We start from the raw sequence: 13040 nt of genomic DNA, 5'->3' as shown, positions 1-13040 counted from the left end.
TTTGCTGCTTAACCCTCTTTTTTCTTTTATGCGGAGAAAGCTAAAGGGTGGTCCTCACGTTAATCACGTGAGGACCACCCTTTAAATGTGCGAATCGTGGAGAATCTAGCGGCGGTGGAAGAACTTCTCAAAAACTGGCTTGAGGAAGTGGCCAATGCCGATGATTGCAGCGATGGCGGAAATAACGCCGAAGAAGATGTTCAATCCGAGGGAAGTGTTGAGACCGTTGTTTAGGGAATCGTTCTCGTCGTTGAGAGAATCGATCTCAGCGGTAAGGTCATCGTTCTTCTTCTGAAGCTCGGCATTGCGGGCTTTGAGGTCCTTTACCTCTGCCTCAAGCTCGGTGACCCTAGTAGACAGGGCCTTTACCTTAGCTTCTGCCTCGGCTAGCTTTGCTTTTGTTTTCTCGAGCTCAGCTTTGAGCTTATTGAGATCGGCTTCGGTGAGCGCGTTCTTTGCTTCGAGCTCGTCGATTTCTTTTTGGGCTTTTTCGATTTCTGCGTTGAGCTCGCGGTTTTTCTGCTTGGTCGCATCCAACTCATCTCGGGAGTTCTTCAGGTTCTTGTGGAGATGGTCGACCTCCTGCTCGCTGGCCTCAAGCGCGTTTGATAGCTTGCGGTTTTCTCGCTTTGTGGCGTCAAGCTCGTTGCGGGAGTTTGTTAGGTTCTTGTGGAGGTGGCCGACCTCGTATTCGCTGGCTTGAAGCTTTCCTTCGAGAGTATTGACTTCGTCCGTAAGATCGCCGACCTGATCTATTGTTTCATTCAGATGATCGAGGACGGTTTCAAGGAGTGTCTCGTATTCAGAGCGGGTGCATGGGCCGGATGCGGTAAGCGTAACTCGAGAACCGGTTCCGGTGAGCGGGACGTAGTCTCCTGTAGTTATGCAGGACCACTTGTTTGTTTTGGGATCGAAATTGCCTTTGGTGGACTCGGAAATTCGAAGGAGTACTTCGGAATCGTCAGTCTGGTCCTCCGCATGTGCGGCAGGAGCGACGAGCAGGGAGCCTGCAATAGCGCAGGTGAGGGCAGAAGACAGCAGCTTCTTCATAATGAGGGCATAGCCTTTCAGTGGGGATTTTTTCGCCAGGACCTTACGGGCGCATGTGAAAATGCTGTGCCTGGCGGATACTTGGTAAACATTAAATTAACGTTTCTAAAGTGTCAAAAGTGCTGTGTGGTGCGCTTATATTCAAAAGTTTGAGGACTTTGTTAAGTTTTACCTGTGATAAGCGAGGGCTAGCACCTTAGATAAGGTAGATAGGAATTAAGTATTTCTTTGATACGTATCCTTTAAAAATTTTCCTTATAAAAACAACCGAAGCCCGCTAGCTCTTGGCTAGCGGGCTTCAACGAAATCTTTTATCGAATAAAACGCTCGATGAATGGCTTAAGGAATGCTCCTAGGCCGATAACTGCTGCGATGGCGGAAAGTGCGCCGAAAAGTCCTGTGAGTGCTTTGAAGATTCCCAAGTTGTCACGGAGGGAAGCGTTCTCGGAAGTGAGGGTGCTGGTGCGCTCTTGGAGTCGCTTGACATCTTTGGCTAGACGTTCTTTTTCCTCTGTGAGTTTCTCTAGTTTGTTGGCAAAGCCTTCCTGGAGGTGGTTAGTCTCTTGGAACTTGGCTTTGATCTCAGCTAGGACGTCCTGGGGTAGGGTGCCTAGGTTCTGGGCTTTGTCGATGAGGTCGGCAATTTCTTGACGCTGAGTCTGTAGAGCTTGGTTTTTAACCTGTGCTTCCTCGAGTTTTTCTTCTGCCTCTAGTAGGCCGGTCGCGAGCTCGTCGGCGGATTTCTGGGCTAGGTCGCGCTCGTCGGAAAGCTCTTTATAGTCAGCTTCGTAGCTGGGGATGACCCGGTGGTATTCGCTGAGCTGGCTGTCTTTTGCCTCTACCTCGGTGCGGAATTCATCAATTTCTTTTGTTAGCCCCTCGGAATATGTCTCATAAGCGTCGCCGAATTTTTTGTACTTATCAAGAAGTGCGGAAAGCTTAGTGAGGAGCTCCTTGGAAGCGTTGCCGTCCTCAGGAAGGTCGGTAATTTCCTTCTGGAGGGCTTCTTTCTCGTCCTTGAGATCTTCTCCGGAGATGAGTATCTCATCCAGACTTTCCTCCTGTGCTTGCGCGACGGGGGTGACAAAGACGGAGCTGATGATTGCACAGGTCAGCATGGGTGCGATGAGTTTTTTCACGAGGGACCTTTCGGGAAATCTTGGGATGTGAATAAAAATCATGCGAGCGCTATGGAGTATTCATAGGGAATAGTTAACTTAGCGTTCGCTGTGAACGGAGTAAATATATAGCTTTGTGGAACAAAGGACAATTTCATGTTTGTGCGAGCATGAAGAAAGGCTGCTACTCGCAATGAGTAACAGCCTTGGGATGTTGGGGTGTCTAGCTCACCCAGTGTCCGACTTTGTTAAACAGCTCTGGAACGCTTTTCTCTATGCGCCTAATACACATCACCTGAACCGCATAGTAGGCGGCTGCAGGGACGGCAATGACAAGAATTGCTCCGATAATTAAGAACATCTGGGAGGAATTGAAGTATCCGATAGCTAGCAGGATCGCGCCAGGTGCTAGGGGGAACCACACTCCTATTAGGGAGCCGAAGCTACTAAGCATGGCGGCACCGGAATAACCGGATTTGTCGGTCCATGGGTTGGTGCCAGGAGGGGCTGTGGGGAATGCGTTGAAAGAGGTGAAAAGCAGTCCGATTGCTGCGGAGCTCAGGAATGCGCCCAGGCTGGCGATGAAAATAAATAGTGCGAGTGTTGTATTCGGGGAGAGAATAAAAGTCAAAACCGCAGTGAAGACATAGAAAACTATTGGTGGGGTAATGGCCGCGAGGTGACGCGCGCGTAGCCATGTTTTGACAGGAGTCCCGGAAACGATGATCGACCAAATACCGGGACCGTCGTAACCGAAATCATTGGCTGCGGAGATGCCGCACAGCCAAGCGAGGATAAATATAGATATATACAGCATTTCCGGCTGTCCGGTCAGGGCTTTGAAGATAAAGAAAGCGATCATGACTGGAAGCATGATGAGCGAGCCTAAGAGTCGGCTGTCGCGTCGGTAGTACTGGATCGCTCGGGAATAGATATATCCTCCGGCGGTGTGGGGCGCGCCGGGTACGAGGAGAGTCTGCCGCCCCTTATCTTTTTTGGTCTTGGCGGGTTGTGCCGACGCCTGTGAGGTGCCATTGGGGTTCTTGAGATGTCCGGAGACCAGTGCCTTCCAACTCAGTATTCCTACCGCAAACGTTGCCACAGTGATCAGGATTTTTGCTGCGATGACCCACCATGCGGCTCCTGCAATGAGTGAGGCAACAACGCCTCCGGCAGATGCGATGGGAAGCCAGCCAAGTACTTCTCCGGCAGGGGCTAGCGCTTCAGGCGAGACATTGTCCCAGCGTATTTGGTTGAACCCCAGGATAATGAGGAATACCAAAACCACGCCTATTATGTTTTTCTTGTCGTTATTGGCGCGACTGGATCCGCTAATTGCTGCCTTGAGCAGTTCCGCTAGGAGGATGGCTGTGGCGGTATTGATGAGCGTCGCGACGCTCCATAGCAGGCCCCACGCTCCCGGAAGCATAAGCGTGCCGACGACCGCCGTCACCACGGCACAGATTAGTGCGAGGACACCTCGGGAGGTGAGCAGGGGGATGATGGCGAGCGCTGGCAGGATCTGCTTTGCCTCGATGGGGAGAGGTGCTAGCGTGCGCACATCGATCTGGTTTTCACCGCTCGGGATGACCGATTCGACCACGAGATAGCCGAGGCACCCTACTCCGAGGATGAGCGGTAGAACGCTCCAGCTTTGGGTCTCGGCTGCGGCGGCCAGGAGGAGGGACGTGCCTGCCAATCCGCCGAGGGCGTAGAAGCCGACCAGGATGAGCATCATGACGGCCGTGGGGTTTTTCTTAAAAAGGCGTGAGCGTAGTGTGCGGTGTAGTCGCACTAATGTTGATGTCATGGGGGTTACTCCTCGCCCTTGAGCCAGTCGAGTGAGTCGGACGATACGGCATCCCCGCCCACAAAATCGATGAACGCATCCACTAGGCTGGTGCCTTGGCGCACCTCGTCGACGCTGCCCATGGTGAGGACGCGGCCGTGGTCGATGATTGCTAGGTGGTCGCAGAGGCCTTCTACAAGCTCCATCACGTGTGAGGACAAGATGACGGTTCCGCCGTTGGCGGCAAAGTTTCGTAGGATTCGCTGGATTGTGCGTCCAGAAGCAGGGTCTACAGCTTCTAACGGCTCGTCCAAAATAAGTAATTTTGGCGCGTGGAGTAGTGCACCTGCCAGCAGGATTTTCTTGGTCATGCCGGCGGAATAATCCATGATGGGGGTATTTCCGGCGTCTTTCAGGCCTAGGGTGTGGAGCAATTCCGTGGATCGAGTTTTGATGACGTCAGGGGCCATGTTGCGCAGGCCGCCAAGGAACTCGAGGTACTCCGGGCCACTGAGTCGATCGAAGACGGGGATGCCGTCGGCAAGCAATCCCATCTTTTGCTTAGCTGCGACGTCATCGGTCCACATATCGCTACCGGCTATCCACGCTTGGCCGGCGTCGGGGCGCAGGAGACCTGTAGCGAGGGAGATTAGTGTTGTTTTGCCGGCGCCGTTGGGGCCGACCAGGCCAAAGATGCTGCCGTAGGGAACGTCCAGGCTGAGGTTATCGACTGCGACTTTGGGGCCGAATTGCTTAAACATTCCGCGCACGGCAAAGGCTTGGCTCGTGGGGTTGTCGTTGAGTGGAGGGAGATGAGGCGTGTGAGAGGTCATGAAGACAAAGATAGTTGAGGTTTTGTGGGGAAGGAGTGGGGGTGGGGGGATGCTTCTCCCCGTGTGTAAACGCGATAATTCGGCTCAATCCCGCTTTTCCAACAACAACGTCAATGGGGTAGTGGGGTGACCAGCGAAAAGTCAGGATCAACACGGCTCGAAGATGCGCTTTCCTTCATTCGTAGAAAGTTGAGTCGCCTCGACTCAAAAAATTTTGACTTGAGTGGAACAAACTCAACTTTGTGTGCGTTGGAGTAAATGACTAGAGATTCACAACCCACCGACAGAGCTCTGATACAGGCAAGAGGCGGTGGTTACAGAACAGAAGGTCCATGAAAGGAAAAATATGAATTCATTCAATCCAACAACTAAAACGCAAGAGGCTTTGCAGGTTGCGCTGCAGCAGGCCTCGTCGCTGGGCAATCCGGATATTCGCCCAGCTCATTTACTTGCAGCGATCTTAGGTCAGGAAGATGGCATTGCGGTGCCGGTCTTGCGTGCTACGGGCGTGGACCCGCAGGTGGTGGCGCAGGAGGCCAACGCGCTTGTGGCAGGGTATCCCAAGGCTGAGGGTTCTGGGATGGCAAATCCCAACTTTAACCGCGAGGCTTTGAACGCGCTGACCGCTGCGCAGGAGCTGGCTGGCGAATTAGGCGATGAGTATGTGTCCACCGAGGTGCTGCTCGCTGCGATTGCTCGGGGAAAGTCCGATGCTGCGGAATTACTGACTAAGCGAGGCGCTACCTATGACGTTATTAAAGGTGTGTTCCCCTCTGTGAGAGGAAGCAAGAAGGTGACTAGCCAAGACCCCGAGGGGCAGTTCCAGGCTTTGGAGAAATACTCCACTGACCTTACGGCTCGTGCACGCGAGGGGAAGATCGACCCTGTTATTGGGCGTGACTCGGAGATCCGCCGTGTGGTTCAGGTGTTGAGTCGCCGCACCAAGAATAATCCGGTTCTTATTGGTGAGCCGGGTGTGGGTAAGACCGCGATTGTAGAAGGTTTGGCTCGCCGGATCGTCGCCGGCGACGTGCCGGAATCTCTGAAGGGGAAGACCCTGATTAGCCTTGACCTTGGCTCGATGGTCGCTGGTGCTAAGTACCGTGGCGAGTTTGAGGAGCGCCTCAAGGCTGTGCTTGATGAGATCAAGGCAGCAGAAGGTGAGGTCATTACCTTTATTGATGAGCTGCACACCATCGTTGGTGCGGGCGCTACCGGGGATTCCGCTATGGATGCCGGCAACATGATTAAGCCGCTGCTGGCTCGTGGCGAGCTGCGCTTGGTGGGTGCCACCACCCTGGATGAGTATCGCAAGTACATCGAGAAGGATGCTGCTTTGGAGCGCCGTTTCCAGCAGGTCTTTGTCGGCGAGCCATCTGTGGAGGACGCCATCGGTATCCTGCGCGGACTCAAAGAGCGCTATGAGGTGCATCATGGCGTGCGTATTCAGGATTCTGCATTGGTAGCTGCGGCTACTCTCTCGGATCGTTATATCACGTCGCGTTTCTTACCAGATAAGGCGATTGACCTGGTCGATGAGGCCGCTAGCCGGCTGCGCATGGAGATCGATTCTTCCCCGCAGGAGATCGACGAGCTGGAGCGCATCGTGCGGCGTTTGGAGATTGAAGAGGTCGCGCTGGGCAAAGAGACGGATGCGGCGTCTCAGCAGCGCTTGGAGAAGTTGCGCCAGGAGCTTGCCGACGAACGCGAGAAGCTCGGTGAGCTCAAAGCCCGCTGGAACAATGAGAAATCTGCAATAGATAAGGTGCGCGAGGCCAAGGAGGAATTGGAACACCTGCGTTCTGAGTCCGAGATCGCTGAGCGCGAAGGCGATTACGGCAAGGTAGCTGAGCTGCGCTATGGCCGAATCCCGGAGCTGGAAAAGCAGGTGGCTGAGGCTGAGTCTCATACCACTGACACCACGATGCTTTCGGAGGAAGTCACCCCGGATACCATCGCGGACGTCGTCTCTGCATGGACTGGTATTCCCGCAGGCAAGATGCTTCAGGGCGAGACTGAGAAGCTTCTACACATGGAATCCGAGCTGGGTAACCGAGTAGTGGGCCAGCTAGAAGCCGTGGAGGCGGTATCTGACGCGGTGCGTCGTGCGCGCGCTGGTGTGGCTGATCCGAATCGTCCGACTGGTTCGTTCCTCTTCCTCGGTCCTACAGGTGTGGGTAAGACTGAGCTGGCCAAAGCCTTGGCTGAGTTCATGTTTGATGATGAACGTGCGATGGTACGCATTGATATGTCTGAGTACGGGGAGAAGCACTCCGTGGCTCGGCTGGTTGGTGCCCCTCCCGGATATGTTGGTTACGATCAGGGCGGCCAGCTCACCGAGGCCGTGCGTCGGCGTCCTTACACAGTAGTGCTTTTCGACGAAGTGGAGAAAGCTCACTCCGACGTCTTTGACATCCTGCTGCAGGTGCTCGACGAGGGCCGGCTTACCGACGGCCAAGGCCGTACCGTCGACTTCCGAAACACCGTCCTCATCCTCACCTCTAACCTGGGAGCCGGTGGCACCCGCGAGCAGATGATGGATGCCGTCAAGCGGGCCTTTAAACCAGAATTTGTTAACCGCTTGGATGACGTAGTGATTTTTGATCCACTCTCAGAAGAGCAACTGACCCACATCGTGGACATCCAGATCGCTCAGCTGGCAGACCGTCTTTCGGCGCGCCGCCTGACTCTGAATGTCTCGGATGCTGCCAAGCTATGGCTGGCTGAACGCGGTTACGAGCCGGCTTATGGTGCACGACCATTACGCCGCCTGATCCAGCAGGCGATTGGCGACCAGCTAGCTAAGAAGCTGCTGGCGGGTGAGATCCGCGACGGCGATACCGTGCACGTGGATGTGGCCGATGGTGGCGGGGCCTTGGAACTGGCGAAGGGCTAAAATCTAGCCTGAGGCCTAAGGTGTGCCTCAGATCTATTGCAGGCGCCTAGTTTAAGCATCGCCGAGGATAAGTCATTTCTTGTTGTTCCAGGACAAGGAAGACTTCCTCGGCGATGCTTTCTCTTTACTTACTAAAGTTTTTGCGCCACCAAACGATGAGCAAAACAATAGTGAGAACGGCAGCCGCAAGAATTGCCCACATCCACCACTGCATGTTCATTCCCGAGCCTTCTTCAAACACTTTTTCTTCCTGCGGATCCATGGGGACTTGATGGCCTTGCACGAGAAGACGATGTGTGTTGATTCCGTATGGTGTACACGTGACCAAAGTGATGAGGTCTTGCCCTTCAACCCTTTGGAGCGCATCTGTCTCCTCAGGCAGGACCACACTTATGCGATCAACTTGATACTTAAGTTTGTGTCCGGCCGCGGCAATATAGAAGGCATCGCCTTCTTTGACCTTGTTCAGGTTGTCCCACAACGTAGCGTTCTGTAGTCCGGTATGCGCAGAAAGCACAGAGTGCCGATCGACGCCTCCCACTGGTAAGTCGGTTCCGTACAGATGGCCGACGCCACGCTGCAAAGAGTCCTCTGAAGTTCCGTGGTAAATAGGTAAATCCGACTTAATGGAAGGGATGATAATGCGTCCCATAGCATCGGTTTCAGCGAGTTGGGAGAGATAACTGCGATAGCGTTGATAGGCAGGGGAATTTTCATCAGTAGTGTCGTTCCATGCATCAAGAACGCGGTCGCTCACCAGCCGTTCTGCATTATAAGCCTGTGCCTCATTCCATGCAGTGTCTAGTACTTCTGGAGGCGTTGATTTTTCCAATTTGGAGTACTCATCGGCAGCTTTCAATTGGGCATAGTTATTCCACTGCGTGGATATGACGGGATAAAGCAAAACGCACAGACCAAGAAGGATGATCAAAAGTGCGACGAAAGCGTTGCCTTTGCTCTGCTTTTTCTTTTTGTGGGCCAGTTCTTCTTTAGCATCTGCGTGCTTGACCATACATTTACCTCAAGTTCGCCATGTGCTGGCTAAGGCTCAGCATCTAGGCAACAAATCTAGGCACTGTGAGCAAAATCTAAAAATTAGCAACATATAATTAAAGGCCGTATGCGAAAGAAATATCTAAAAACTTGAATTTTCTTATTTTTTATTTAAATTGTGTGCAATCTACTTGAGGTATTTTTTAGAATTGGGGGATTTTTTGCAATATGGTCAAGGTTTGCAGTTTTTCATACCGAGGAAGTCTGATTGTAAAGATTCAAGACTCCCCCGAAAAAGGTAGTTGTTATATCAACAAAAGCTTAGAGTAGGGACAATTTATTAATGTAAATTTCTTGTCCTACCTGCATTCTTTTTATAATTTAGTACTTATTTTTTCTATTTATGGCGAGTTGATATTAGAGACCTATTTTCTATGAAATTTCGCGATAGGGCTTTCATTGTTGACTGGGTTAAAGTCAAGCCCAGCGATTTGATTCGTGGGTATCAAATCCTCTGTCTTGTGGACAATACAGAGGTAATGATCGCATTCCCCTTTTAACATTTATCTGTTTAACGCATGTGGATTTCATGTCCCATAATGCGTTTTTTTGTAATGCGCTGACGGATATGACGGTAGGCCTTGCACGAACGTAATCGCAGTTCGGCGCGAGTAAAAAACTCGCAATCGTATTTTGAAAAGGAAAAATTCGTGAATAAGTTCTCGCGTACGACGCGCTCTGTGACCTTCGCTGCAATGTGCGGTCTAGCTTTGACGACTGGTGCTGTTGGCATTCAATCAGCCCCGATTGCGGTGGCTGAGGAGCAGCTTGCATCTCTTCCGGCATCCCTTATTGATAAAGAAGCAACCGGAAAGTTGATCCTGCATAAAAAGGCTGATCCATCTTCTTCAAATGTGCCGACGGGGGAAATTGATCCACAAGTCACTGGTACAGATCTCCCAGGTGTTGGTTTTACCCTTTACAAGATTCGCGATATAGACCTTTACAGCAATGCAGGCGTTAAGAACGCTGCTGAAAAAATGAATCAGCCAAAACCTGCAAATCAGTACTTGACAGCGGGCGGGCAAGCAGACCTTACAAAGGTTACCGAGGTTAAACAAGGCGTCACGGATGAACACGGGATGATTGAGTTTTCCTTTGCAAAAGGTGAATTAGGTGCGTACCTAGTCGTAGAGACAGGACCCAAGCCAGGTTATACACCTGCTTCTCCGTTTATTGCGTTTATTCCAATGACAAAAAATAACGGTCAAGATGGTGAAAAGGGCGGCGTGGAGTGGAACTACAATGTTCATGCGTACCCCAAGAACTTTAAAAAAGGTGTTACCGATAAAATTGTCGAAGACAGTGGTAAGAATGGCGGTGATACGGTCACGTATACTGTCAGTGCTGTCCCACAAGGAATTGGTGTAGATCAAAAACGCACCGTTTTTAAGATACAAGATACGTTGGATGAAAAATTAGCTGCTCCTGAAAAGGATTCCGTCAAGGTTTCGATTGAGGATGCTGGAGACAAAGTCTTTACTGAAGATGTTGACTATGAAGTAACTGTGGCAGGCCAGACTGTTACAGTTACCTTTAAAGATGAGGGACTCGCTAAGCTTACGAGTGCTATGAAAGTTAGCGTGGAGATTCCTGCCACCGTCAAAGACTCGTCTACGGGTATCTTGCCAAACCAAGCACAAGTGTTTGAGAACAATCCCAATGATGATCAAGATAAGACGGGCACGCCTAGCGAAACTCCTCGAGTCAAAACTTATTTCGGTGATGTCACTTTCGACAAAATCGACGGTGCTACCAACGAAAAACTTGCTGGAGCAAAGTTTGCGCTTTACGGTGCAATAGGCGACCAAGAATGCGTGGATGCTGTCAAAGCTCCCGCACAGAAACTTCGTTCCGGAGGGAAAGAAGAATGGATATCTGCTGGTGGTAGTGGTCAGGTAACGATTACGGGTCTTCACGTCAATGATATTGCTAATGAGAAATACTCAGCAGGACCGGATGGAAAATACGGGACCGATGACGATGCTGTTGAGTCTTTTGTCACTAACAAATACTCCAGTTATTGCCTAGTCGAGACAGAAGCTCCTAAAGGTTATGAGCTTTTGCCTGAGCCGATTAAATTTGACCTTAAAAAGCAAGAAGTCGTTGACGCACAAGGATCTTTAATAAAAAAAGATCGGCACAAATGGAAAGATTGAAAACCTTAAAGACACAACTCCGAATCTTCCGATGACGGGTGGCGCAGGTATCGGCATTCTCGCAGCACTTGGTGCCTTAATCATCGGTGCTGGCGCATGGTTGGCACGTCGTAACTCCGCTAAAAACTAGTACGACATTTTCAGGTGTGACTAGTTCCCAGCGTTGAATTTGGACTCAAACCAACAATATCTGCTGGTCACTAATGATTATGAGGTGGGAAGAAGCGGAAAACCGCATCTTCCCACCCTTGGCTTAGTCCTAAAGCGAACTGAGCTAATCCATCGTTTGATTATTTATTTCCTCTTGGCACATTGTGGTCTGTCATAAAAGGTGTGCTTCTGAGGATTCTTCGGGAGCAATGAATGCCAGACTCTGTAGCAAAGACTGAACGGCGTGGACCCGTTCATCGTTTGAAGCTAAAACATGTAAAGAAGAAAAATAACCATGTGCTAGCTGCATTAGTAGTGATTATTGGGCTAATTGTCATGGTTTATCCAGTGGTAGCTACGCAATGGAACAACTGGAAACAACAACGTGCAGCGGTGGAGTACGCAAAAATCGATAACTCAACACCACAGATAGTGCATGAAGAAGCGTGGGACGCGGCCCACAAATATAACGAGGAACGCGCGCAAGGTCCGATCTTCGATCCGTGGGTTAATCACTTTGTCCCGGATAACTATGCGTATCAAGAGTACCTAAGCATCTTGAATGGACAGGATGCGATGGGGCGGATCATTGTTCCGTCCATAAAAGCGGATTTACCTATCTATCACGGTTCGAGTGAGGACGTACTACAAAAGGGAATTGGTCATCTTTTTGGATCTGATTTTCCAGTGGGTGGACCTAGTAGCCACTCGGTTTTGACAGGGCACACGGGAATACCGACAGCGACACTTTTTGACAATTTAAATCGCGTTAAAGAGGGCGATGCGTTCTTTATACATATCGCTGGACACAAAATTAAATATGAGGTCGATCAGATCAAGGTAGTTCTTCCCAATGAGACTGAAGATCTAAAAGTTGAGGCTGGCAAAGACTTAATCACATTAGTTACCTGTACTCCCTACGGGATTAACACACATCGTTTATTAGTTCGTGGACATCAAGTTCCGATAGCCGAAGAAGAGAAAAACATGCTCGACGAGGCACAAGGTATCTCTTGGCAATGGTGGATGTATGTACTCACCGCAATATTTATTGCAGGGCTTGTCTGCCTTATTGCGTGGTTAATACAGCAATCACGTAGGGCCGCTAAACGGCATGAGAACTCCCTGATCGTCCCTGACTCCGAATCTACCGAGAATAAAACTGAACTGTGATGCAGAAGCAAAGAATCGTATATAACGGGGTTCGACGTAACCTAATACTCGCCATCTCCATCGCTTTGACAGCTGGACTGATAATCGGAGGCGGACTGCTAGGGTCGTCTACGAGCAACATAGCGTTTCCATCTGCGTTGGCTGCTGTCACTGGTTTTCCTAAGCCAGCGCCTCCATTCGAGACTATCGATCTAGATCGCAAAGCTAATATCACTATCAAAATTCCAGATAGCTCAAGTGGTACAGATGCTGGTCTACCTGGATATGAAGTGACAGTTACCTTGCTTGAAACTGATCCGATCAATACTTCAGAGGGATACACTAAAGCTGCGAAGCTTACTGTCAATCAAGCAAAAACCCTTAATGTCCTCGAGCGATATGCTGCGGTGACTAATGCTAAAGGTGAAGCAAATTTTCCGGAGCTTATACCGGGTGCATACCTTATTACTGCGAAATCATCTAAACCGGGAGATCGGGAGCCTCAAGAAGAAGTTCTTATTGTTCCGATCGTAGGCGAAAACGGCGAATGGGATTACAGCTTTACAGTCGTAATGAAGTTCAAAAATGATCCTAAGCCTGAACCAACACCGCCACCTTGGGTCCCTCCTTCAACGCAGATACCGTCACCGCCGAAACCTAACGTCACCCCCAGTACGACGGTTCCGGTACCGCCATCCTCAACACCTGAACGTCGTGTAGAGCGGCTTCCTTTGACAGGAGCAGCTGTTATTTGGCTGGTTGTCAGCGCAGCCTTCCTCATCAGTCTAGGTTTTGTGTTCCTAGCTGTTAACCGCCGCAGAGAACAAAGCAAAAAGTGAG

General features: G+C 50.7%; 8 protein-coding genes and 1 pseudogene. 4 read left to right on the top strand and 5 right to left on the bottom strand.

All coding sequences use genetic code 11. The features are described 5' to 3' along the window. Positions 1–105: 105 nt before the first annotated feature. The 4 genes from CKV68_RS05355 to CKV68_RS05340 form a co-directional block, all read right to left on the bottom strand. Complete coding sequence (locus CKV68_RS05355; RefSeq protein ID WP_095075745.1) at positions 106–1050, bottom strand: hypothetical protein; 945 nt, start codon at positions 1048–1050, stop codon at positions 106–108. 311 nt (positions 1051–1361) lie between these two features. After that, on the bottom strand, positions 1362–2189 hold the full coding sequence (locus CKV68_RS05350) for a hypothetical protein (protein WP_167376970.1): 828 nt from the start codon (positions 2187–2189) through the stop codon (positions 1362–1364). 202 nt (positions 2190–2391) lie between these two features. Beyond that, the gene (locus CKV68_RS05345) at positions 2392–3978 is read right to left on the bottom strand and encodes a transporter (protein ID WP_095075742.1); all 1587 of its coding nucleotides are present in this window, start codon (positions 3976–3978) and stop codon (positions 2392–2394) included. A 5-nt stretch (positions 3979–3983) separates the two neighbouring features. Further along, on the bottom strand, positions 3984–4790 hold the full coding sequence (locus CKV68_RS05340) for an ABC transporter ATP-binding protein (RefSeq protein ID WP_013912450.1): 807 nt from the start codon (positions 4788–4790) through the stop codon (positions 3984–3986). 346 nt (positions 4791–5136) lie between these two features. Between CKV68_RS05340 and clpB the strand changes: the two genes are divergently transcribed. Next, positions 5137–7686: an ATP-dependent chaperone ClpB gene (gene clpB / locus CKV68_RS05335; protein WP_038622487.1), complete on the top strand. Its 2550-nt coding sequence runs from the start codon at positions 5137–5139 to the stop codon at positions 7684–7686. 124 nt (positions 7687–7810) lie between these two features. Here the strand turns inward: clpB and CKV68_RS05330 are convergent, their stop codons facing one another. After that, positions 7811–8698 (bottom strand): class C sortase, encoded by an 888-nt coding sequence (locus tag CKV68_RS05330; RefSeq protein WP_095075740.1) that lies wholly within the window; start codon positions 8696–8698, stop codon positions 7811–7813. Between the two features lie 691 nt (positions 8699–9389). Here CKV68_RS05330 and CKV68_RS05325 point away from each other — a divergent pair. From CKV68_RS05325 to CKV68_RS05315, 3 genes and pseudogenes are all read left to right on the top strand, one after another. Next, positions 9390–11028, top strand: a pseudogene (locus CKV68_RS05325) (SpaH/EbpB family LPXTG-anchored major pilin). A 233-nt stretch (positions 11029–11261) separates the two neighbouring features. Next, positions 11262–12221 carry a class C sortase gene (locus tag CKV68_RS05320; protein ID WP_095075738.1) on the top strand — a complete coding sequence of 320 codons (960 nt, stop codon included), beginning with the start codon at positions 11262–11264 and terminating at the stop codon, positions 12219–12221. Beyond that, positions 12221–13039, top strand: a complete 819-nt coding sequence (locus CKV68_RS05315) for an LPXTG cell wall anchor domain-containing protein (RefSeq protein ID WP_095075737.1) — start codon at positions 12221–12223, stop codon at positions 13037–13039. Before CKV68_RS05320 ends, CKV68_RS05315 begins: the two co-directional genes overlap by 1 nt. The last annotated feature ends 1 nt before the right edge of the window (position 13040 follow it).

This window comes from Corynebacterium ulcerans (genome assembly GCF_900187135.1).
Taxonomy (GTDB): Bacteria; Actinomycetota; Actinomycetes; order Mycobacteriales; family Mycobacteriaceae; genus Corynebacterium; species Corynebacterium ulcerans.
This window is presented reverse-complemented; position numbering and strand designations above follow the sequence as displayed.